Origin of the sequence: Massilia sp. UYP32 (assembly GCF_050434365.1) — a bacterium.
Classification (GTDB): domain Bacteria; phylum Pseudomonadota; class Gammaproteobacteria; order Burkholderiales; family Burkholderiaceae_D; genus Telluria; species Telluria timonae.
Map to the genome: position 1 here is coordinate 305,283 of NZ_JBNDIK010000001.1, position 22,922 is coordinate 328,204.

18 protein-coding genes are annotated in these 22,922 nt (G+C 63.6%); 5 read left to right on the plus strand and 13 right to left on the minus strand.

The genetic code is table 11. The annotated features are described in order from the left end of the window. Nucleotides 1–54 precede the first annotated feature (54 nt). A complete protein-coding gene (locus tag ABIB42_RS01375; RefSeq protein ID WP_429247748.1) occupies nucleotides 55–4,191 on the plus strand; it encodes an ATP-binding protein in 4,137 nt (1,378 codons plus the stop codon). 129 nt (nucleotides 4,192–4,320) lie between these two features. Here the strand turns inward: ABIB42_RS01375 and ABIB42_RS01380 are convergent, their stop codons facing one another. The 4 genes from ABIB42_RS01380 to ABIB42_RS01395 all read right to left on the minus strand — a co-directional run bounded on the left by ABIB42_RS01380 (nucleotide 4,321) and on the right by ABIB42_RS01395 (nucleotide 8,241). Continuing rightward, nucleotides 4,321–4,707, minus strand: a complete 387-nt coding sequence (locus ABIB42_RS01380) for a hypothetical protein (protein WP_429247749.1) — start codon at nucleotides 4,705–4,707, stop codon at nucleotides 4,321–4,323. Nucleotides 4,708–4,974: 267 nt separating this feature from the next. Continuing rightward, nucleotides 4,975–5,970 (minus strand): NAD(P)H-hydrate dehydratase, encoded by a 996-nt coding sequence (locus tag ABIB42_RS01385; protein WP_429247750.1) that lies wholly within the window; start codon nucleotides 5,968–5,970, stop codon nucleotides 4,975–4,977. A gap of 9 nt (nucleotides 5,971–5,979) precedes the next feature. Beyond that, nucleotides 5,980–6,744: a histidine phosphatase family protein gene (locus ABIB42_RS01390; protein ID WP_429247751.1), complete on the minus strand. Its 765-nt coding sequence runs from the start codon at nucleotides 6,742–6,744 to the stop codon at nucleotides 5,980–5,982. 96 nt (nucleotides 6,745–6,840) lie between these two features. Continuing rightward, a complete protein-coding gene (locus tag ABIB42_RS01395; protein WP_005669437.1) occupies nucleotides 6,841–8,241 on the minus strand; it encodes an L-cystine transporter in 1,401 nt (466 codons plus the stop codon). Between the two features lie 267 nt (nucleotides 8,242–8,508). Here ABIB42_RS01395 and ABIB42_RS01400 point away from each other — a divergent pair, with 267 nt between their 5' ends. Beyond that, complete coding sequence (locus ABIB42_RS01400; protein WP_005669440.1) at nucleotides 8,509–10,260, plus strand: methyl-accepting chemotaxis protein; 1,752 nt, start codon at nucleotides 8,509–8,511, stop codon at nucleotides 10,258–10,260. A gap of 69 nt (nucleotides 10,261–10,329) precedes the next feature. Here ABIB42_RS01400 and ABIB42_RS01405 read toward each other — a convergent pair whose 3' ends face one another. From ABIB42_RS01405 to ABIB42_RS01425, 5 genes are all read right to left on the minus strand, one after another. Beyond that, nucleotides 10,330–11,679 carry an ABC transporter permease gene (locus tag ABIB42_RS01405; protein ID WP_184234295.1) on the minus strand — a complete coding sequence of 450 codons (1,350 nt, stop codon included), beginning with the start codon at nucleotides 11,677–11,679 and terminating at the stop codon, nucleotides 10,330–10,332. Further along, nucleotides 11,676–13,112: a DUF3526 domain-containing protein gene (locus ABIB42_RS01410; RefSeq protein WP_005669445.1), complete on the minus strand. Its 1,437-nt coding sequence runs from the start codon at nucleotides 13,110–13,112 to the stop codon at nucleotides 11,676–11,678. Before ABIB42_RS01410 ends, ABIB42_RS01405 begins: the two co-directional genes overlap by 4 nt. Continuing rightward, nucleotides 13,109–13,843: an ABC transporter ATP-binding protein gene (locus ABIB42_RS01415; RefSeq protein ID WP_229409868.1), complete on the minus strand. Its 735-nt coding sequence runs from the start codon at nucleotides 13,841–13,843 to the stop codon at nucleotides 13,109–13,111. Before ABIB42_RS01415 ends, ABIB42_RS01410 begins: the two co-directional genes overlap by 4 nt. Before the next feature lie 159 nt (nucleotides 13,844–14,002). Further along, the gene (locus ABIB42_RS01420) at nucleotides 14,003–14,317 is read right to left on the minus strand and encodes a hypothetical protein (protein WP_071363439.1); all 315 of its coding nucleotides are present in this window, start codon (nucleotides 14,315–14,317) and stop codon (nucleotides 14,003–14,005) included. Between the two features lie 79 nt (nucleotides 14,318–14,396). Beyond that, entirely contained in the window at nucleotides 14,397–14,591 is a 195-nt protein-coding gene (locus tag ABIB42_RS01425) for a hypothetical protein (protein ID WP_005669451.1), read from the minus strand. Nucleotides 14,592–15,393: 802 nt separating this feature from the next. Here ABIB42_RS01425 and ABIB42_RS01430 point away from each other — a divergent pair. The 3 genes from ABIB42_RS01430 to ABIB42_RS01440 are packed head-to-tail and all read left to right on the plus strand — an operon-like array spanning nucleotide 15,394 to nucleotide 18,338. Next, the gene (locus ABIB42_RS01430) at nucleotides 15,394–16,563 is read left to right on the plus strand and encodes a CmpA/NrtA family ABC transporter substrate-binding protein (RefSeq protein WP_429247752.1); all 1,170 of its coding nucleotides are present in this window, start codon (nucleotides 15,394–15,396) and stop codon (nucleotides 16,561–16,563) included. 29 nt (nucleotides 16,564–16,592) lie between these two features. Continuing rightward, nucleotides 16,593–17,510, plus strand: a complete 918-nt coding sequence (gene ntrB / locus ABIB42_RS01435; protein ID WP_429247753.1) for a nitrate ABC transporter permease — start codon at nucleotides 16,593–16,595, stop codon at nucleotides 17,508–17,510. Between the two features lie 15 nt (nucleotides 17,511–17,525). After that, nucleotides 17,526–18,338: an ABC transporter ATP-binding protein gene (locus tag ABIB42_RS01440; protein ID WP_005669454.1), complete on the plus strand. Its 813-nt coding sequence runs from the start codon at nucleotides 17,526–17,528 to the stop codon at nucleotides 18,336–18,338. 86 nt (nucleotides 18,339–18,424) lie between these two features. Here the strand turns inward: ABIB42_RS01440 and ABIB42_RS01445 are convergent, their stop codons facing one another. The 4 genes from ABIB42_RS01445 to ABIB42_RS01460 form a co-directional block, all read right to left on the minus strand. Continuing rightward, entirely contained in the window at nucleotides 18,425–18,703 is a 279-nt protein-coding gene (locus tag ABIB42_RS01445; RefSeq protein WP_429247754.1) for a PAAR domain-containing protein, read from the minus strand. Between the two features lie 100 nt (nucleotides 18,704–18,803). Continuing rightward, nucleotides 18,804–19,235 (minus strand): hypothetical protein, encoded by a 432-nt coding sequence (locus ABIB42_RS01450; RefSeq protein ID WP_157225652.1) that lies wholly within the window; start codon nucleotides 19,233–19,235, stop codon nucleotides 18,804–18,806. Beyond that, nucleotides 19,232–19,936, minus strand: a complete 705-nt coding sequence (locus tag ABIB42_RS01455; RefSeq protein ID WP_005669455.1) for a hypothetical protein — start codon at nucleotides 19,934–19,936, stop codon at nucleotides 19,232–19,234. The genes ABIB42_RS01450 and ABIB42_RS01455 overlap by 4 nt, the downstream gene beginning before the upstream one ends. 36 nt (nucleotides 19,937–19,972) lie before the next feature. Continuing rightward, a complete protein-coding gene (locus ABIB42_RS01460) occupies nucleotides 19,973–22,642 on the minus strand; it encodes a type VI secretion system Vgr family protein (RefSeq protein ID WP_429247755.1) in 2,670 nt (889 codons plus the stop codon). Nucleotides 22,643–22,922: the final 280 nt, after the last annotated feature.

Consider the following 22,922-nt stretch of genomic DNA (forward strand, 5'->3'; position numbering starts at 1 on the left):
GTCTCCATGCCCATGTCAGTAATCCCATCACCCTCCACACCTGCCGGTTCCGATATGAACTGGCTCGCCGGCGGCGGCGAGATGGGCGAACTGATCCGCAGCATGGACTGGTCGAAGACGCCGCTCGGGCCGCTGTCCGAATGGCCGCAGAGCCTGCGCACCTCGGTCAGCCTGTGCCTGTCGTCGACCTTCCCGATCCTGGTGTGCTGGGGGCCGGACGACATCCAGATCTATAACGACGCCTACCGCCCGATCTGCGGCGACCTGCATCCGGCGTCGATGGGGGCGCCGTTCAAGGTCATCTGGGCCTCGGCCCTGCCGGTGGTGGGGGCTGCCTTCGAACGCGCCCACCAGGGCGAGGGCGCCTATATCAAGGACCAGCAGATGTTCCTCGACCGCAGCGGCTATCTCGAGGAAGCGAACATGACCTTCTCGTTCTCGCCGATCCGCGACGAGTCGGGGGCGGTGGGCGGCGTCTTCCACCCGATCACCGAGACCACGGCCCAGGTGCTGGGCGCGCGCCGCACCCAGGGCCTGCGCGACCTGACCGCCAGCCTGGCATCGACCCGTTCGATGGCCGAGATCGGCCAGCAGCTGACGGTCCACGTCGAGCGCATGCAGGCCGACGTGCCTTTCCTGCTGTTCTACCAGATCGACCAGGACAGCGGAAACCTGGAACTGCGCGGCGGCGGCGGCTTGCCGGCGCACTGCGCGCTGGCGCCGCAGTCGGCGCGTCTGGACGACGCCTGCTGGCCGTTCGCGCGCTGCGCCGCCACGGGCGCGGCGGCGCAGGTCGACGACGTCGCCGAACGGCTCGGCGGCGCGGCCTGCGGACCCTACGACGATCCGCCGCGCTCGGCCCTGGTGCTGCCGCTTTCCCTGCCGGGCCAGCAAGAGCTGTTCGGCTTCGTGGTCGCCGGCGTGAGCGTGCGCCGCGCGCTCGACGCCGACTATCGCAACTTCTACGAATTGCTGGGGGCGGCGGTGAACACCGCGGTCGGCAACGTCATCGCCTACGAGCAGGAACAGCGCCGGGCCGAAGAACTGGCCAAGATCGACCGCGCCAAGACCGCCTTCTTCTCGAACGTGTCGCATGAATTCCGCACCCCGCTGACCCTGATCCTGGGTCCGCTCGACGACGCCCTGGCGGACGCCGCGGACAGCATGAGCGCGGCCCAGAGGAAGCGCATCGAGGTCACCCACCGCAATGCGCTGCGCCTGCTCAAGCTGGTCAACTCGCTGCTCGACTTCTCGCGCATCGAGGCCGGCCGGGTGCAGGCCAGCTACGTGCCGGTGGACCTGGCGCACCTGACGCTCGACCTGGCCGGGGTGTTCGAGTCGGCCATGGCCAAGGGCGGCCTGGACTACAAGGTCGCGCTGCAGGACCTGGGCCGGCCGGTCTACGTCGACCGCGACATGTGGGAAAAAATCGTCTTCAACCTGCTGTCGAACGCCTTCAAGTTCACCCTGCGCGGCAGCGTCACGATCAGCCTGCGCGAGCACGCCGGCATGGCGCGGCTGTCGGTGCAGGACACCGGCACCGGCATCCCCGGGCACGAGCTGCCGCGCATGTTCGAACGCTTCCACCGCATCGAGGGCGCGCCGGGACGCACCTATGAAGGCACCGGCATCGGCCTGGCCCTGATCCAGGAACTGGTGCGCCTGCACGGCGGCACGATCGCCGTCTCGAGCGTGTTCGGCGAAGGCACGCGCTTCGACGTCGACCTGCCGTTTGGCCAGGCCCACCTGCCGCAAGACCGCATCCTGCACGCGCCGGACGCGATGGAAGACCGCCAGCGCATGGGCTCCGCCTTCGTCGAGGAAGCGCTGCGCTGGCTGCCGGACGCCGAAGCCGAACCCCACGAGGAGGAGCAGGCGGCGCCGGTCGACATGGCCGGCCAGGCGCGCCCGCGCATCCTGATCGCCGACGACAACAACGATATGCGGGCCTACCTCAAGGCGCTGCTCGAGCCGCACGCCGAGGTGCGCGCCTGCGCCGACGGCCAGGCCGCCTTCGAACTCGCGCTGGCCGACCCGCCCGACCTGCTGCTGAGCGACGTGATGATGCCGAAGCTCGACGGCTTCGGCCTGATCGCGCAGATCCGCGCCAGCGAGGAGCTGCGCCTGCTGCCGGTGATGCTGCTGTCGGCGCGCGCCGGCGAGGAAGCCAAGGTCGAGGGCCTGCAGGCCGGCGCCGACGACTACCTGGTCAAGCCGTTCTCGGCCAACGAGCTGCTGGCGCGGGTGCGCACCCAGGTGGCGCTGGGCCGCGAGCGCAGCCAGATGGAGCGCGATGCGCGGGCGCGCGAAGCCCATGTGCGGGCGCTGGTCGACGCCTCGCCGGCCATGCTGTGGACCACCGACAACGAGGGCCAGTGCACCTATCTCAGCCAGCGCTGGTACGACTACACCGGCCGCACGCCGGAACAGGACCTGGGCCTGGGCTGGCTCGACAATACCCACCCCGACGACCGCCAGCGCTCGGGCGAGATCTTCCTGGCCGCGAGCGCGGCGCGCGAGCCGTTCTCGATCGACTACCGCCTGCGCTGCCACGACGGCAGCTACCGTTGGTTCATCGACGCCGGCCTGCCGCGCGCGAACGCGGCGGGCGAGCCGGACGGCTACGTCGGCACGGTGATCGACGTTCATGCGCGCAAGATGCTGCAGGAGCGCTTCGAGCGGGTGTCCGAGGCGGGCGACATCGGCGTCTGGTATGCCGACGCGCCGTTCACCGAGTTCCAGCTCAATGCCGAGATGGCCTTGCACTTCGGCCTGGACGGCGCGCGCGCGGCCTCGGTCGACACGCTGCTGGCGGCGGTCGACCCGGAAGACCGCGAGCGGCTGGCCGGCAGCGTGGCGCACGCGGTGCGCGCCGGCGCGCCGCTCGACCTCGAGTTCCGCACCGTGGCGGGCGACGCGCCGCGCTGGCTGCGGGCGATCGGCTGGTGCGGCCTGGACAAGCACGGCCAGCCGGAGCGCTTCGACGGCGTGACCCTCGACATCGACAGCCAGAAGTACGCCGAGCAGGAGTTGCAGCGCCTGGCCAACGAGCTGGGACAGAAGAACCGCGCGCAGAGCGACTTCCTGTTCACGCTGGCGCACGAGCTGCGCAACCCGCTGGCCCCGATCCGTTCGGGGCTGGAGCTGATGCGCATCGGCGCCGCCGGCGGCGACGTGCAGGCCATCATGCGGCGCCAGGTCGACCACATGGTGCACCTGGTCGACGACCTGCTCGACATGGCGCGCCTGGCCGAGGGCAAGGTGACCCTGCGCCTGGAACGGGTGCGGCTGGACGACGTGGTGCGCGAGGCGGTCGACATGAGCATGCCGCTGGTGGAAGCCGGCAAGCACGCGTTGTCCGTGCGCCTGCCGCAGGAACCGCTGGCGCTGCACGCCGACCGCCACCGCGTGGCCCAGGTGCTGAGCAACCTGCTCAACAACGCGGCCAAGTACACGCCGCAGGGCGGCGCGATCGAGCTGGTGGTGCGCGTCGAGGCGAACGAGGTGGCGCTCACGGTGTCGGACAACGGCATCGGCATCGCCGCGCCGGCGCTGGAGACGATATTCGATATGTATGCACAAGCCCATCTCGGCAGCGGGATGGCGCAGGGCGGCTTGGGCGTGGGCCTGAACCTGGTCCAGCGCCTGGTCAAGCTGCACGGCGGCCGGGTGGCGGCCAGCAGCGCCGGCGCCGGCATGGGCAGCCGGTTCACGGTGTGGCTACCGTTGCCGCAGGGTGCGCTGGCTGGGCTGCCCTCCGCAGCCGCGCCCGAACCGGTGACCGCGCCGGTCTCCGCCACACCGGGCGGCATGCTGCGCATTCTCGTGGTGGACGACAATGTCGACGCGGCCGAGACCTTGCAAGCCCTGCTCGAAATGAACGACCACACCGTCAGCGTCGCCAACGACGGCGCCGCGGCATTGCGCCTCGCCGGAGAACACCTGCCGCAGGTGGTGTTCCTGGACATCGGCCTGCCCGACATGAGCGGCCATGAGGCGGCCGAGGCGATGCGCCGCATTCCGGGCATGGAAGACGCGACGCTGGTGGCGCTGACGGGATGGGGGGCGGAGCAGGACCGGCGACGGTCGAGCGAGGCGGGGTTCGATCATCACCTGACCAAGCCGGCCGATTTCACGATGGTGGAGAATCTGATCCGCGACGTCGCGGCAAAGCAGCGCACGACTGACTAGCCGACGGCGGCAGGTGCGGGCCTGAAAAAAAACAACCCGGCCGTGAGGGGCCGGGTGCTGGTATTGGGTAGAGCGCTACCCCGAGCGCGCCCCGCGCGCAGGGCGTCGTTCGGGGCGTTGGCCAATCGATTACTGGCCGGTGGTGCCGGTCGGCGGCGTGGTGGTGGTCTGCGGATCGGTGGTGGTGGTGCCGGTGGCGCCTTCGGCGGTGCCGGTGCCGGTGGTGCCGGTCGCGCCGGTGGTGCCTGCCGCGCCGCTGGTGTCGCCGGCGGTGCCGGTCGCGCCGGTGGTGCCGCTGGTGCCCATGTCGGTGGTGCCGGTGGTGCCGGTGCCGGTTGCGCCGGTGCCCACGTCACCCGTGGTGCCGGTGGCGCCCGAGGTGCTGCTTGGCATGGTCGCCGAGGTGTCGGCCGGGGTGGTGGTGGTCGCTGCGTCGTCCTTCTTGCAGGCGCCCAGCAGGGTGGCCAGAACCGCGGCGGTCAGCAGGATTTTTGGTGCTTTGGTCATTGCATTCATTTTTAAACTCCTCGTTTACGTCTATCTTTGTGCCGCAGCTTCCAGCTCATTGGTGAGGCGCTGGAAGAACAACGGCGCCAGTTAGTTCCACCCCTTTGCAATTCAAGGGAGGAACACTCAGGGAACCGACGCAATACGCGGCCCCGGTGCGTACTTCAATCCAACTGTGCCCATTAGACCGGATGCCCGGCTGCCGGTTCGTTAGATACCGCACTCTTGCGAAACTCCGTAACATTTTTTACAGAGTTTTCTTTCGCCGGGCAAAAGTCAAGCACCCAGCTGTTCGTCTCCCGGCACGGGCCGGATGTTCCGGTCATCGGCGCTGCGCTTGATATGGTCGGTGTGAGCAAGCTGTTCCAGCAGCGCGGGAACTTCCATGGAGATTTCTCGCGCCAAATATCCCAGGGTGCCCAGTCGTTGCGCCAGGCGGTCGCCGGCGCGTGCGTGCAAGGCCACGCCCCAGCAGGCCGCCTGTTCCGGCGCCGCGCCGCGCGCCAGCAGGCCGGCGATGATGCCGGCCAGTACGTCGCCCGACCCTGAAATGGCCAGGCCAATATTGCCTGCGCCTTCGTGTTGCCACAGCGTGCTGTCCGGCGCCGCGATCACCGTGCGTGCGCCCTTGAGCGCGATCACCGCATTCCAGTCGCGCGCCGCCTGCAGCGCCGGCGCGTCCGGCGCGCCGACGAGGCATTCTTTCTCGAGGCCGGTCAGGTGGGCCATCTCGCCGCAATGCGGGGTCATGACCACGGGCCGCTCGAAGCGCATCGGCTTGCCCTCGGGCCAGTCGTGCGGCATGTGCAGCATGACGTCCATGGCGCAGGCATCGAGCACCAGGCCGACGCCGGCTGCGTCCAGGCGCGGCAGCAGCGCGTGCACCAGGCGCGCGGTGCAGGGGGCGTCGCGCATGCCGGGGCCGACCAGCACCGCGTCGACCTTGTCGGCCAGCGGATCCAGGCTGCTTAGTGCGTCCAGGTGGAAACCGTCGGTGTCGTTCTCGAGCAGGCCGATCACTCGCGCCTCGGGCATCGCCAGCGCCACCAGCTGGGCCACGCTGGCCCCGGTGGCGATGGTCAGCTTGCCGGCGCCGGCGCGCAGGGCCGCGGTGGCGGCCAGGATGATGGCGCCCGGCATCTCGCGCGAGCCGCCCAGCACCAGGACGTGGCCGCGCAATTCCTTGTCGCCCTCGGCCTGTGGTTGCGGCAGCGGCCATGCCGCCAGATAGTCGGCATCGACGTCGTGCACGGTGTGATTGGTGGAATCCATGGTGCGGCCTCAGGCCTTGGGCGAGGTGGGCAAGTCCTTGGCGACGGTGACCGGGGTGCCGGTCGCTTCCAGCGGCGCCACGAAGTTCACCAGGCGCAGCGCCAGGTCGCCGCGCTTGCCCTGGTTGGGGTCGAACTCGTAGGACGTGACCGAGCAGTTGGGCACGTCGCCGGCGCGGTCGAAATCCAGGATCTGCGCCTCGTTCAGGTGCTCGAACAGGTAGCGGAAGCAATTCACGGTGACCTGGTGCGCGACGATCAGCACGCGCTCGCCGCAGAAGTCGCGCTCGAGCGTGTCCATCACGCTGCGCAGGCGCAGGATGACGTCGCACCAGCTTTCGCCGCCCGGCGGGCGGAAATAGAACTTGCCGACGTGCTGGCGTTGTTCGTACAGATCGGGGAAGTGGTGGGCGATGCCGTGCGTGGTGAGACGGTCGAGCACACCGAATTCTTTCTCGCGCAGGCGCTCGTCGGACCGCACGCACAACAGCTCGTCGCGCTCCAGGCGCTGCATCAGGATGTTGGCGGTCTCGGTCGCGCGGACGTAGGGCGAATGCAGCACCACGTTGGGACGCTGGTGCGGCGGCAGGGCGGCGAACCAGGCGCCCAGGGCTTCGGACTGGCGCTCGCCCAGGTCGGACAGCGGCACGTCGACGTCGCGGTCGGCGATGTCGATGCGGTGCCCGGCGGCGGCTTCGGCCAGGTCACGCGCAACATTGCCCGCGCTTTGTCCATGCCTGACCAGCCAGATCTCCTGTGGCCATTTCTGCTCCATCGCCGTCCGCCGAAAAGTTAACATGGCGTCATCATGACGGATTCGGCAAGGCGTCAGCGCACGATTGCTGGCGCCCGCGGCGATGTTTACGCGTGCTTACACGGCTTGTTCCTCGCCGTCGAGGTTGACGTCGGCATCGTCCTGGAACACCCGCATATCGGTCTGGCCCAGCACCCGGCTGGTGACGCTGCCGGCCGCGATCGAACCGCTGACGTTCAGCGCCGTGCGGCCCATGTCGATCAGCGGCTCCACCGAGATCAGGAGGCCCGCCAGCGCCACCGGCAAGTCCATCGCCGACAGCACGATCAGGGCCGCGAAGGTGGCGCCGCCGCCGACGCCGGCCACGCCGATCGAGCCGAAGGCGACGATCGCCAGCAGAGGTAAAAGGAAAGCAACGGTGAACGGATCGATGCCGACCGTCGGCGCGATCATCACCGCCAGCATCGCCGGATAGATGCCGGCGCAGCCATTCTGGCCGATGGTGGCGCCGAACGAGGCGGCGAAATTGGCCGTGCCTTCCGGCGTGCCCAGGCGCGCGGTCTGGGTCGCCACGCTCATCGGGATCGAGCCGGCGCTGGTGCGCGAGGTGAAGGCGAACACCAGCACCGGGAAGATCTTCTTCAGGTAGCGCAGCGGATTGAGTCCGACGCCGGCCACCATCGCCAGGTGCACGCAGAACATCAACGCCAGCGCCGCATACGAGGCGACCACGAAGTTGAGCAGGCCCAGGATGTCCTGCAGGCTCGAACCGGCCACCATCTTGGCCATCAGCGCGAACACGCCGAACGGGGTCAGGCGCAGCACCAGGGTCACCATCCGCATCACGATCACGTGGGCCACGTGCACGAAGCCGCTGAAGGACTGGAACACTTCCGGCTTCTTGCCGGCGATGCCGACGGCCGAGATGCCGATGAAGACCGCGAACACCACCACCGCGATGGTCGAGGTCTTGCGCGCGCCCGTCATGTCGAGGAAGGGATTGGCCGGGATGAAGGACAGCAGCAGCGACGGCAGCGACAGTTGCTGCGCCGTGGCCAGGTTGCCCTGCAGGTATTCGCCGCGCGCGACTTCGGCGCTCGACGCGGTCAGGCCCACGGCCGACAGGCCGAACAGCTTGGCCATCGCGATGCCGATGCAGGCCGCGACCACGGTCGTGACGAGCAGGATGCCGATGGTCAGGGTGCTGATCTTGCCGAGCGACGCCGCGTCGCGCAGCTTGAGGATGGCCTGCACGATCGAGACCATGATCAGTGGGATGACGATCATCTGCAGCAACTTGACGTAGCCGCTGCCGATGACGTCGAGCCAGGCATTGGTGGCCACGATGTCGCTCGCGCCGGCGCCGTACACGGCCTGCAGGCCGGCGCCGAACACGACGCCCAGCCCGAGGCCGGCGAACACGCGCTTGGTGAACGAGGCGTGGCGGGCCTGCATGCCATACAGGAGTGCGCAGATGGCCAGGGCGAGGGCCAGGTTCAGGAGGACGGGGAAGGTCATAACACTCGGGTTGAAGCAAGGAATCGCGCCATTCTATCGGCAAAGTTGCCTTGACGTAGTGTTAATGTCACCTTTGCTTATGCGCTCAGAGCATATTGACGGAGGAATATCGTGCGGTCGCGCCAGATGTGTGTATCTGTTGCTGCACTGCGACGGAAGATAAGTCATAACGCAAGGAAATACTCAATGCTTCCCATAAAGGGAACAATGTTTCTATAATCCAATGGATACCACATTTTTTTATCCATGGGCTTAGGCCAGCGAATCATGTTCAAACATCTCAGCATCAAGTCGCGCCTCATCTTCGTCATCGCCTTCCTGGCCGTCGAACTGGTCGCCGGCGCGGTCATCGGCATCTACAACCTCGGCGTCGCCAACACCGAACTCAAGCAGATGTACGACCACCGCCTGGTGGGCCTGAGCCAGGTGGGCCAGGTCACCCAGCTGATCACCACCAACCAGCTCGCCGTCGCCAAGGCCGTCAACCTGGAAGACAGCGGCCAGCGCAATGCCGCGCTCGAGTCGGTCGACGCGAACATCGCGGTGATCAGCAAGATCCTCGACAGCTACCGCCAGCTGCCGATGACTGCCGGCGAGAAGGCCCTGTACGAACAGTTCACCGAGGCGCGCAAGGTATTCGTCGAGCAGGGCATCCGCCCGGCCATGGCCGCGATCCGTGCCGGCGACAACGCCGGCGCCGTGGCCCAGCTCAACGGCAAGATGACCACGCTGTACCTGCCGGTGGCCGATCTCGGCGCCAGGCTGGTCAAGGAGCAGCAGGACGCGGCGCTGAAGGAATACCAGGCCTCGCAATCGACCTTCGAGATCGTGCGCGCGGTCTGCCTGGCCGGCCTGGTGTTCGGCCTGATCATGGCCGCCTTCGTCGGATGGGTGCTGGTGCGCGCCATCGTGCGTCCGCTGGAGCAGGCGGTCGCGATCGCCGGCGCGGTGGCCCAGGGCGACCTGACCCAGACCATCGAAGTGACTTCGAAGGACGAGACCGGCCGCCTGCTGCAGGCGCTGAAGGACATGAACGATTCGCTGGTGAAGATCGTGAGCCAGGTCCGCACCGGCACCGACAACATCGCCACCGCCTCGAGCCAGATCGCGGCCGGCAACCTGGATCTGTCGTCGCGCACCGAGCAGCAGGCCGGTTCGCTGGAAGAAACCGCTTCGTCGATGGAAGAACTGACCTCGACCGTGAAGCAGAATGCCGACAACGCACGCCAGGCCAACGCGCTGGCCACCTCGGCCTCGGAAGTGGCGGGCAAGGGCGGCGCGGTGGTCGAGCAGGTGGTGCAGACCATGGGCGCGATCAATGCCTCGTCGACCCGCATCGTGGACATCATCGCCGTCATCGACGGCATCGCCTTCCAGACCAATATCCTGGCGCTGAACGCGGCCGTGGAAGCGGCGCGCGCCGGCGAGCAGGGCCGCGGCTTCGCGGTCGTGGCGGGCGAGGTGCGCAGCCTGGCGCAACGTTCCGCGGCGGCGGCCAAGGAAATCAAGCTCTTGATCGACGACTCGGTCGACAAGGTGCACCACGGCTCCGAGCTGGTCGAGCGCGCCGGCGCCACGATGCAGGAAATCGTGCAGAGCGTGAACCGCGTGACCGACATCATGTCCGAGATCACCGCCGCCAGCCAGGAACAGACCGCCGGCATCGAACAGATCAACGGCGCCGTGGCCCAGATGGACCAGGTGACCACGCAGAACGCGGCGCTGGTGGAAGAAGCGTCGGCCGCAGCGGCCTCGCTGCAGGAAGAAGCGACTGCGCTGGCGCAGACCGTGGGCGCGTTCAAGCTGAATCAGGCGGGCAGCAGCCGCGCCAGTGCGGCGGCCCCGCGCGTGACGACGACCTTGCCGGCGGTGGTGGCGAAAGCGCCGGTGAAGGCGGCCGCAAAGCCGGCCAATCCCGCAGCGCCGACCAAGCCCAAGGCGCAAGCCGCCCCGGCTGCCGCTGCGAAGCCCAGGAAAGCCGAAACCGCGGATGTCGGCGACGGTTGGGAAGAGTTCTGATTCCCGCCTGACGCCAACGGAACGAAGAAGCCAACCCGACGGTTGGCTTTTTTTCGTCTGCGCCACGAGTCAGATGCGCAGCTTGCGTAGTCCAATCGAGACCAGCGCGAGCGCCAGCGCGCCCAGCGCCAGCAACTGACCTGTCGGCAGGCGGCCGGGCGCCGCGACATGCTCATACCGCGGCAGCTGCGCCAGATCGTCCTCCGTCATCGCCCGCTCCTCGAACAGGTAGGGATAGAAGAAGCGCCGCAATTGCGTGTGATAGGCGGCGATACGGTCCTGGTAGGCCAGCTGCGCCGCCAGGTCGGTATCGGCCAGCCGGTGCAGCAGCACCTGCACGTTCACCGAGGCCAGCACCAGGCCGACGCGCGCCGTCCAGCTTTCCCTTGCCTGCATGCTGGCGCGGTATTCGGCGACGTCGGCGGCGACCGCATCGTCGCCTGCCTGGTGCATCGCGTAATACCACGTCCAGTGAAAGCGTCCTTCGACCGGCGGCGTGTCCTTCCACTCGGGGTGGGCGCGGAAGAATTTTTCGAAGGTCTCCGGCTTGGGGATGTCCCAGCCCGAGTGCACGGCCTGGCGCTGCGCCAGCGCCAGCTCGACGCCTTTCGACACCGGCGACAGGCGCGCGATCGCGGCGTCGGCCAGGGTCGGCAGGATCATCGTCAAGCCGACCAGGCAGGCCAGCAGGATCGCGGCGCTGCTGCTCGAGGTGCGGGCGCGCGCCGCGACCCAGCTCGCCAGGCCGAACCAGAAGGCCAGATAGAGCGTGGCCACCAGCGCGATCGCCGCGAAGTCCGCCACAGCGGCGCCGGCCACCAGCGCGCCACAGGCCAGCGGCAGCAGGGTGGCCAGCCACACCAGGCCATAGCGCAGGCCGACCCGGCGGCGCCAGGTGTCGGCGGCGGCAGGTAGCGACGCCAGCAGCCGCAGGCGGCCGGCTTCGCGCTCGCTCGAGACCAGGTCGTGCATCAGCGCGATCACGAACAGCGGCGCCAGGAACACCAGCACGAAGGCGAAGTCGAAGCGGCCCGGCATGGCCAGCTCGGGGTTGATGGCCTCGGACTCGTACAGCTGCGAGTGCAGGCCGAGCAGGCGCACGCGCAGGGCCTGCGGCTGCAGGTCGCGCTGGCCGATCGCCGCGAAGGCCAGCGGCGATGGCGGGTTCAGCGTCAGGTGCGGCAGGTAGTAGCCGACCGAGCCGGCTTCGGCCACGCCACCCTTGAGCTGCCTGGCGGCGATGGCGGCATGGTCCTGCGCGTGGCTGGCGGCGATGCGCTCGAGAGCGGCGCGCTGCTGGCTCACGGCCTGCAGGCCGGTCCAGACCGACAGCGCGCACAACAGTCCCAGCAGCACGACGGCGCCGACGGCCAGTCGCGAATGCGCGACCTGGCGCAGTTCAAATGTCAGCGTTTTCATTTGGCCTTCCTTTCCAGGCGTTTCGCGATGGGATAAGCAGCGCCCAGCAGGGCCAGCAACCAGCCGCCCAGCAGGGCGAAGGCTGGCCAGGCATGGCGCGCCGCCACCTCGGCATAGGGCGCGGGCGGATAGCCGAAGCGCGGCGTGTCGTCCCAGTGGTGCTTGTCGATGCGTTCGTCGCCCGCGCCCTGCGGCGAGACCACGTTGGCGTGCAGGCCGTTGAGCGCCTGGACGAAGGCGTAGCGGTATTTTTCTCCCTCGCCCAGGAAGCGCGCGTGGCTGTCGAGGTTGGTGCCGGCCAGCGCGGTCGACATGCGGCGCAGCGCGATCACGGGGCTGAACAGGCTGGCCGAATGCACGATCGCGTTCTCTTCGCGCTGGCGCGCGAAGTCGGCGCGCATGAATTCGTCGAACAGTTCGCTCGTCAGGCGTTCGCCTTCGGCCATCAACAGGCCGCCATAGTTCACCGGCAGGTCTTCGACCCGCTGCACGCCGTATTTCTCCAGGGTGCGCGCGCGGAAGGCGTTGAAATAAGGGTCGTCGGGATTGTGGCTGTCGCCGATCGCCGCCAGCCGCTCGTGGATCGCGACTTCGGTTTCGATGCGGCTCGGCCGGCCGACGTCGCCGGCGGCGAAGTCGGGCATCACGCGCGGCAGCAGGATCGCGGTGACGATCCAGCCGGCCACCAGGGCCAGCAGCGCGTCGCGCGCGCGCGGCAGCGTCGCCGACACCAGCACCGCCGCCACCACCCACAGCAGCAGGTAGAGCGCATACCCGAGCAGCATCGTCAGCGCCTGCGGCGCCGCCGCCGGATGCAGCAGCGCGATCGCGGCAAGCGCGATGAAGGCGGGAGCGCCGAGCAGCAGCGCCACGCCGGCATGCGCGGCCAGCTTGCCGAGCAACAGGGTCGCGCCGGGGATGCCCTGCACGATCTGCAGGCGCAGCTGGCCGCGCTCGCGCTCGCGCGCGACGCTGCCGAAGGCCAGGAACACGATCAGCAGGGGCGTCAGCACCTGCAGCACGAAGGCCGGGGTGAGCTGGCCGAAGCGCAGCAGCACCGAGGACTGGCCCGCATCGCTGAAGTTGGCGCTGTTCTGGCGGTGGCCTTCGAGGAACAGCGTGTTGCCGGTGAACGGATCGACGCCGAAGTCGAAGAAGGCGAGGGGACTCAGCGGACGGAACACGTAGTGCCCGTAGTGCACCACGCGGTGCGGATGACGATCCGGCTGGTTGTGCCACTGTGCGTCGGCCGTGCCTTGAAAGCGCGCGCGCTCGGCGTCGACGGCTTGCACGCGTTCGTGGCTGACCAGGATCGCGGCCAGGGTCAGCGCCAGCATGAGGATGCCGGCGGCCACCGCCACCCGGTTGCGCAGCATGGCGCGCCATTCGCTGCGGGCGATGGCGGGCAGCGCTTGCCTGATGGTGGCGCTCATGCCGGTTCCTTTGCCTGCGTCGTTCCGGCATAGCGCCGGTACAGGTCGCGCACGTCGTAGCGTTCGTCCCCGCCGGCCGCGACTTCATGGCTGATGTGGCCGCGCTCCAGGAAGCCGATGCGGTCGGCCACCTCGGCCGCCCCCAGCAGGTCGTGGGTGACCATGAAGATCGCGCTGCCGCGCCCGCGCAGGCCCTGCAGCAGGGCGTTGAACTCGCTGGTGGCCTGCGGATCGAGGCCGGTGGTGGGCTCGTCCAGCAGCAGCACCGGCACCTGGCGCGCCACGGCCAGCGCGATCGCGACCTTCTGGCGCATGCCTTTCGAATAGCCGCCAAGGCGGCGTTTCCAGGCCGAGGCGTCCAGGCGCACGGCGTCCAGGGCCGCGTCGATGCCGGCGTCGCTCCAACTGCTGCCCGCCAGGCGCAGGAAGTATTCGATGTTCTCGCGGGCGTCCAGATGCTCGTACAAGGCCACGTTCTCGGGCACATAGGCCAGTTGGCCGCGCGCGGCCAGCGGGTCGGCGGCGACGTCGATGCCGCACACGCGCACGCTGCCGGAGCGGGGCGCCGTGAAGCCGAGGAAGGTGTTCATGGTGGTCGACTTGCCGGCGCCGTTGCCGCCCAGGAGGGCATAGATCTCGCCGCGCGCAACGCGCAGGGACAGGTCGCGCAGCACGGGCGCGGACTGGTAGGCGACGGTCACGCCGTTCGCCTCCAGGGCAGGGGTATTCATGGTCATCGTGGTCCTTTGTGGTGAAGCGGGAGCGACAGGCCACACGCGCGTCGCGGCGTGACTGCCGGCGGCGGCGCGCGCGGGATGCACGCAGTGCGCGAAAGCGCATGCGCGTCCGCAAGCCGGCGCGGGCCGGCCTGCACGGGTTCTGGAGGCGGATCAGTGGCGCGGAGGCGCCTGGCGGGAAGGAATCAGGTAGCGGCGCAGGACGACCGGCGCGGGGCGCGGCAGGCGTGCGAGGACGTAGGCGATGACGAGGAAGATCGCCAGCAGTTGTGGCGATGCCGCGGGAAGGTCGGCCGTGGAATGGGAAGCGAGCTGGCAGCTGACGCAGTCGGACAGCTGTTCGGACAGGTCATGGTCGTGGAACGAGGCGCCCACGAGTTGCAGGGCAAGGATCAGCGCGCACAGGCAGGCCAGCACCCGGCGCAGGGGTGCGCTCATCTGCTGAAAGCTGGCGGCCTGGAACTGCATGCGATCCCGATTGACGTTGATGCGGGGCAGTATAGCCCAGCGGACATCGAGCCGACAACCGGGTCGCACCAATCGAGGCTTACTCGAAAGCGATCAGCAGCGCGGTCAGGCCGATGCAGGCGGCGGCGATGACGCCGATGCGGGTGCGCAGGCGGCGGCCGTTGGAGACGATGTCCTTGGCGATGCCGCGTTTCGGCGCCTGTGGGTTGCTGCGGTCGACCGCGGTCGCGGCATGGATGGAAGAATGGTGGCGTTCGGTATGTTCGGTGTTCATGGTTGACTCCAGCGCCGTCTCGAATGAAGACTGGCAAGTAGATGATGAATGGCCGGCGTGAGCCGGGCGTAATACGAAGATGGTGTGCCGTTCAGGCGCGCGGGGCGCGCTGGGCAGGAAGAAGGGCTGTCTGGCAACTGTGGCAACTGGGCCGCACCGCCACGTCGTTGGGATAACGCGGGCTGGGGTAGGGCGGACAGTGAATGCGTGACATGCGGATGCCAGTACAAAGCGTCGAATTCGGGACCCGGGACGGGAGCAAGACCTTCAAGTCGGGCTGCGTTCGGGACGTTATTTATTTTACATGCATGCCACGTATAGACAAGGGCCGCACGATTGACAACTGGTGTTTTCTTATAGAAACAGTCCATCCTAGCATGCCGTGCCAGCGAGTTGAAGGGTGTATTTGCAGCTTCGCTGAGCGGACGCAACAGCTCGTCCAAAATGATGCGATGCGCAATCGCAGTGCGCCATTCTCGCCATCGTACGGTGCGCTGGCGGTGCAGTTTTGGGCGCGTCCCTCTGCGCGCTTCCTGGCATGAAGATTGCGTAATCAGCATCAGCGCAACGGAGCGCTGCGTGTGCCGCCAACGAAGGCAGCACCCACAAGACAATGACGTCTACCGGAACATGAATGCGTTCATGTCGGTACGCGTCTTTTTTTTTGCCTGACCACATTGGGATTGCGATGAAAAATCAGAAGCTTGAAGCGAAGAGCGTAGCGACGACGGGCGTCGGCGAAGTCGATGTCACGCGCAGGAAAGTCATTCATGGCGCAGGTCTGGTAGCGGGAGGAAGCTTGATGGGGCTGGCAACGGGCGGCGTGTGGGCGGCGGGGTCGGACAAGCCGGAAAAGACCGAGATCAGGATCGGCTTCATTCCACTGACCGATTGCGCGTCGGTGGTCATGGCGTCAGTGCTGGGCTTCGACAAGAAGTACGGCGTCAAATTCGTGCTGAGCAAGGAAGCGTCGTGGGCCGGCGTGCGCGACAAGCTGGCCAACGGCGACCTGGACGCGGCCCACGTGCTGTACGGCTTGCTGTATGGCGTCCAGATGGGCATCGGGGGCCAGCGCAAGGACATGGCGGTGCTGATGGGCCTGAACAACAACGGCCAGGCGATCACGCTCTCCAAGCAGCTGGCGACCAAGGGCGCGGTCGACGGCCAGTCGCTGGCCAAGCTGATGCGCGCCGAAAAACGCGACTTCACCTTCGCCCAGACCTTCCCGACCGGCACCCACGCGATGTGGCTGTATTACTGGCTGGCGGCCAACGGCATCAACCCGATGAAGGAAGCGAAGGTGATCACGGTGCCGCCGCCGCAGATGGTGGCCAATATGCGGGTCGGGAACATGGACGGCTTCTGCGTGGGCGAACCCTGGGGCCACCGCGCCATCATGGACGGCATCGGCATCACCGCCATCACGACCCAGGACATCTGGCGCGACCACCCGGAAAAGGTGCTGGGCTCGACCCTAGAGTTCGCGAAAAAGAACCCGAACACCTGCCGCGCCATGATGGCCGCCATCATCGAGGCCAGCCGCTGGATCGACGCCTCGATGGCCAACAAGAACAAGATGGCCGAGGTCATCGCCGCCAAATCGTACGTCAACACCAGCAAGGACGCGATCGACCAGCGCATCCTGGGCCGCTACCAGAACGGCCTGGGCAAGACCTGGGACGACCAGAACTACATGAAGTTCTACAACGACGGCGCGGTCAACTTCCCGTATCTGTCGGACGGCATGTGGTTCATGACCCAGCATCGCCGCTGGGGCCTGCTCAAGCAGGACCCCGACTACCTGGCCGTGGCCAGCGCGGTCAACCAGATCGCGCTGTACAAGGACGCGGCGACCCTTGCCAAGGCGCCGGTGCCATCCAGCCCGATGCGCAGCTCGAAGCTGATGGACGGCAGCGTCTGGGACGGCAAGGACCCGAAAGCCTATGCCGCTTCGTTCAAGGTCAGGGTCTGATTTTCATCTTGTTTGAATGGGGGAATGCCATGAACGCTATTCTGAAATCCGAACACCATGCATCGACCGGTGGCGGCGCGACTGTCGTGACGCTGCCGCTTGCGGCGGATGTGCCTCTCGCCGCGACTCCGGTCCGCAAGCCGGCGCCCGTTGTGCGCGGCGCGCAGCCGTTCGCCCGAGCGGTGAAGGCGGTCCTGCCGCCGCTGGTAGGCATCGCCTTCGTGGTGCTGGTGTGGCAGCTGATCGCCACCCGCAACGAGACCTTCCCGTCGCCGCTGGCGACCTTGCAGGAGGCGCTCAAGCTGTTCGCCGATCCGTTCTACCACAACAGCCCGAACGACCAGGGCATCGGCTGGAACGTGCTGGCCTCGCTCAAGCGGGTGGCGGTGGGCTTCGGGCTGGCGGCGCTGGTCGGCATTCCGCTCGGCTTCATCATCGGGCGGGTGCGTTTTGTGAGCGGCATGTTCGGTCCGATCATCAGCCTGCTCAAACCCGTGTCGCCGCTGGCCTGGCTGCCGATCGGCCTGCTGGTGTTCAAGTCGGCCGACCCGGCGGCGATCTGGTCGATCTTCATCTGCTCGATCTGGCCGATGATCATCAACACGGCGGTCGGCGTGCAGCGCGTGCCGCAGGACTACATGAACGTGGCGCGGGTGCTGAACCTGTCGGAGTGGAAGATCCTGACCAAGATCCTGCTGCCGTCGGCGCTGCCCTACATCCTGACCGGCGTGCGCCTCGCCATCGGCACCGCATGGCTGGTGATCGTGGCGGCCGAGATGCTGACCGGCGGCGTGGGCATCGGCTTCTGGGTGTGGGACGAGTGGAACAACCTGAACGTGGCGAACATCATCATCGCGATCGTCGTCATCGGCGTGGTGGGGCTGCTGCTCGAGCAGGCGCTGGTGGCGCTGGCGCGGGCGCTGACGCACGAACAAGTGGCTAACTGATTAAGGAGCGCGATCATGGAAGACCTTCAAACCAGGTTCATCGACATCACCGGCGTGGAGATGGCGTTTCATACGAAGAAGGGCGTGTTCCAGGCGTTGCAGGGGATTGACCTGGCGGTGCGCAAGGGGGAGTTCATTACGCTGATCGGGCACTCGGGCTGCGGCAAGTCGACCTTGCTGAACCTGATTGCTGGTCTGTTGAAACCGACGGCGGGCGTGCTGCTGTGTGCCAATCGCGAGATCGCGGGGCCGTCGCCGGAGAGGGCGGTGGTGTTCCAGAATCATTCGCTGCTGCCGTGGTTGACCTGTTACGAGAACATTCATCTCGGGGTCGAGCGGGTGTTTGGCGCCGGTGAGACCCGCGCCCAGCTGCGCGAACGGACGCTGGATGCGCTGGCGCTGGTGGGGCTGTCGAGCGCGGAGGGCAAACGGCCGCACGAGATCTCGGGCGGCATGAAGCAGCGGGTCGGCATCGCGCGGGCGCTGGCGATGGAGCCGAAGGTGTTGTTGATGGATGAGCCGTTCGGCGCGCTCGATGCGCTGACGCGGGCGCATTTGCAGGATGAGTTGCTCAAGATCGTGGCGGCCACCAAGTCGACCGTGGTGATGGTGACGCACGATGTGGATGAGGCGGTGCTGCTGTCGGATCGGATCGTGATGCTGACTAATGGGCCGGCGGCAACCATCGGCGAGATCGTCGAGGTGGGGCTGGAGCGGCCGCGCGATCGGGTCGCGCTGGCGCAGGATGCGCGCTATACCGAGCATCGCAAGGCGGTGCTGGAGTTCTTGTATCGGAAGCAGGCGCATCCGGTGGTGGAAGCGGCTTGATTGGCAGGATGAGCAACAGATCGCTTTACGGTATCTGTACCTCAGCTATAGAGAACATCTCGCCTATACGCTATCCTAAACTATAATTATCTTACGGTTGCAGGCTGACTGCCAATCAGTTTGCAACCGCATTCAGTCTCGCAACCTTCTAGCGCAACTGGAATACCGTTTACAGTAAATGTGTCGCATGCGGTAATGATTTTATTAATTCCGTGTGGATTGCCGCTTGGATATAGTTGAGGACAGTCTACGGCATCGCCGAGTCTTGCAATCGCACGGCCTCGCACATCGTGAGTAGCTGAGCCGCTTGTAACTGTTCCGCCATGATCAGTTTTGTCGCCTACCGCGATTATCTTTAAAGGCATTTTCAGTCTCCCGGCAAGGCGGCATCGAACATGGCTTATCTGGAATAAATTCGAAACTTTTCGGTAGTTATTTTAAAGGCGCAGGGGCGCCATGGTCAAATCAATCTTCTGGCCATTCACGTAAAATCTGAACAAGTTCCGCTTTCGTAACTTTCCTGGCCTTGAGGATTTTCACAAGCTCATCATTTGTTACCGGATAATTGTTTAAAAGCTTTGGTAATTCCTCAGGGTCGACAGTCCGAAGCCAAAGCGGTGATATCATTTCTGCGTCAGCTGGCTCTGAATCAAACTCGCCTTTGAAGTGAAAGTATACATGGTACGTTTGATGCCCCTCGGGCCAAGCGCGATCGTAGTAAAGAACGGTCCCCGCAGGGAGAATGGAATAATAATTCTGTTCGCCGGCGATTAATAATGGCTCTTTCGTGGTGTAAGCGTTCTTTGTTGTCATATTTAAAGTTCCAGTAGCGGAAATGATGAAGCCAAAAAATCCAGACAAGAGTGCAATAAGGATGCCAAGAAAGGCTCTCTTCATTTTCGGCCTTTTCCATAGATAGTGATTTTTTTGGCAGGGGTCCGCTTATTATTCTCTAGCATCGATTGCACATCCTCCGGCATGAAAATCTTTGAAGGCCATCCGAAATTTTGTGCCTTTGCCGCGGTTTTCTCTACATCTGACATGCCCCGTCCAGAATTGTAAAGTTGAGCTTCTGAATCAATTGTGGGGAGCGCTATTTTAGCACCGGAAAGTGTCATGGTAGCGCAGTTGTTCTTGATTGCATCATAATCTTCATTGAGCTTGAACTCTCTTTGGTTCGGATGTTTTGCTACTCTTTCTTTAGCCCCGGATGTCATTTTTTCAAAGTATCGATTTACGGCTAAAGTTTTTTCGTTGGGAACTGTATATGAGAACCCAGTGGTGTTTCTTCCATATGCGTTTTCGCCGGAGATGTATGTTTCAAATTTGTCCCAGACACGGAGAATACCTTCACCTTGTTCACCAAAGAGCCCTTTCGTTGCGCCATAACGCCCGAAGTCGTAGATCCGTTCTTCGGTCGCTGAAATTACGCGCAATGCCGCGTGTCCGTAATTGTTAATTTCTCCCTTTTTGCTCTTGTATGGACCTCCAATCAGGATCTCCACAGTAGCTGTGTTCAACTGTATTGTCGTGGTTTGATTCGTCAGAATACCCACTCCCGCTTTTAGTTTTTCTGACGTTCGTTCTAGTTTTGTCATGGCCGCAGATTTATCGTGAGAACGTCAATCGAGCAATCAAGCGCTTAACACTTCTATTGCAACTCCGAGCTCCGGGAACTCCACGTTGCATCGTCCAGCCGGCAGCTGTTCAATACGTGCTGTACCTATATTATCAACGTTGCCAACGTGCTTATTTCCCGATGGATCGGTAAGAATAAATCTCTCATTCGGTATAGGTCCGTCTGAGTCGATAAGCTTAAACTCGACCCAACTGGTATTTTTTACTAGCTCGCTCAAGAGTTGCTCGCGCAGCATTGAGTTCCCAAGCTTTGCATTTGTCAGGGCGCTGCTTACGTTAAGTGTCTTTGGGCCGGGGAAACTGTGTGTCGCCGCATGGGCAATTAGGGTTCCTGACGTTCCGATTTCAATTGAGTCTGCAGAGAACTTGGCAAAACTTCCTCCGCCATTTATTACGAGCTCTTCCTTGGCAGTAATGGTGATTTGATTGGCTGATTGATTAATTTCGAGTTTGGCGAGAATTTTTATACTATTTGATAATGCTTTTACGTCGATGTCTCCAGCGGCCGCCACCATTTTTATTCCCGCCTGCTGTACGAATAAACGGAAGGCGTGGCGAACGCTTGCAAATATATTCTCCCCGGCAGCCAAGGAGAAACTTCTTCCCGTTGTTATGGCTGTGTGGCGGCCACTGGAAATGTGAGTATCTGTGGTAGTCGAGGTGGAAATTCCGGCGGCACTGGAAACAATCAAATGTGGTTTGGTCAATTCAGGTGAATTGCTTGGGTTAGCATTGGTTCCACGAATTGAATCGCTCTCTTCCTGAAGTATGTGTGCTACTTCGCACTGATTCCCATCAGCCTCATATGTCCCATTTTCTTCCGCACTTTTCGCTAATGATTGCTGTTGTTTGATGGCTGCATCAAGGTTCTCGACCGCTTCTTCCATGCTTTTTATTGGACCACGAGCGTTCATTCTGGCTTCGGTTGTTACCAGCATGCCCTTAGCGGCGCGTATGGCGCCGTGTCCATCGGTCCGTAGCTCCCATCCTTCACCACGGGCATCCGTTCGGCCACGATTATTCTCGATTCTTTTTATATATCCTAGAGAAAGCTGGCTCTGTAAGTGATCGCTTTTGAGTTGTGCTTGAATTTCTTTATTGGTGTCGTCGAGGATGAGGTGATTACTGCGTCCAACGGGCGAATTGCCGGAACTTGGAGCTAATTCGCGGCTCCTGAATCCGGTCAGCGCTCGTTGTGTTGGAGTAGACCATGGCGGCATGTTACGTTCATTAAAAACGGCTCCTGTAATGATCGGGCGATCTGGGGAGCCGTCGAGCCATTGAACAATCACTTCCGTACCTACCCGCGGAATTGCTGTAGCGCCTAGCTCCGCTCCGGCCCAGGAGCTGGACACGCGCAGCCAAGCTGAGCTGCGTTCGTCGTTGCTGCCTGCCCGATCCCAGTGAAACTGCACCCGTACCCGACCGTATTCGTCTGTATAAATGCTGTCAGGGCCGGAAGGCCCGACTACGATGGCAGTTTGGGGGCCAACGATCTTGGTATCCGTGCTGTTGAAGTTGCGCCCGGGGCGCCACTTAACGTTCTTGCGCGTGCAGACAAAGCGATTGCGATATTGAATCTTTTCATCAGGTTGCTGTAGATAGTTATTAGTGGCGGTGTGATGGACGGACAAGAGTAAGAAGTTATCGTTGCCAACCTTGTTGCCATGCCGCAAGACATTGTGCTTGAAATGGTCCACCAGTTGGAACCAACGACCGGGCATCAAGAAGCGATTATTGCCTGCGCCTTCAACATGCTTGGCGGTTGCTTCGATTTCTTCCAAACGTATTCGACATTGGGTGTCACCGTCCTGGGAATTTCTAAAAGCATAGGCTCCACTATATTCGTAGGACTCGATTTCTGGTACCTTGCCTTGCTGATTTAAGGTTGGTAGAACGACGCTACACGGTCGAGGATCCTTGAAATTAAAGCTGTTCAGGGCAAGGGTCGAGGGTGTCACACGGCGTATTGGGGACCAATGGTCCACAGCGTCCTCCTCCAATGAGTTACCTTCACTATGGAAGCGCACTTGCGGGCCGCCGTCGAGGACGGGAGCGTGCATAGAATCGCTGCTGACGATAAGCTTATGACCCGTTGGATAATGTCCGTACCAATAATACAACCCTGCTGCTTCCCATCGGCGACTTAGGTAATTGAAATCAGTTTCGTTGAATTGACACGCTTCAGTCATCTTGGGATCATCACCGGTTACATTCCAATCCCATTGCGCGTAGGTTCCATAATCCTGGAAAATGCTCTCCGTCTGTTCTCGCAAAGTCTGGTTGTGAAATAGATAGCTATCCTTGCGCAGACTGAGAAATTTCAGCCAGGGACCGAGAGTGGCTTCGTATATCGTAAAGCCACCGTCCGAATGATGCCGACGGAAGGTAAATATATATCCTGAAAAATAGCGCAAGCCACCGTCTCGTCGCACCAATTCAATATTGATTAGCTTGCCTTGGACTTCCTTAAAGGCCACGCTATCGTCGTCAGACAGTAACTCGACCGTAAATTCGAAATTTCTCGACAAACTTTCAATGGCAACGATTCTGTTGACTACAAATTTGGAAGCCGGTGCGTCATTGTTTGGGAACGACAAGCGCAGGATGCGATTGTGCTGTCTGTCGTGAATAAGGTCGTGAAGAAAGCGACGAGCTTGAGTCATGGGCGAACTTGGAGCTTGAGTCGTCAGTTGAGGAAATTGTGCCGGCCAATGCGAATTTTTTATAATTATTCAGGTACATGCACAGATGAAAATTGAGCAGACTCAACTATCTGTGCGAGAGGCAAGTGGGGCGATCCATAAGATACGCTGCGTGACACCTGAGCTTTGCCAGCATAGAACCTACGTGTCAAGTCCCGCCTGTTCATAAACCCGCTTAACGAATAATTCCGGCCGTTTTTGCTGCCATTCTTTGAGCGCGAGGATGGGCGTCTTTGCATCG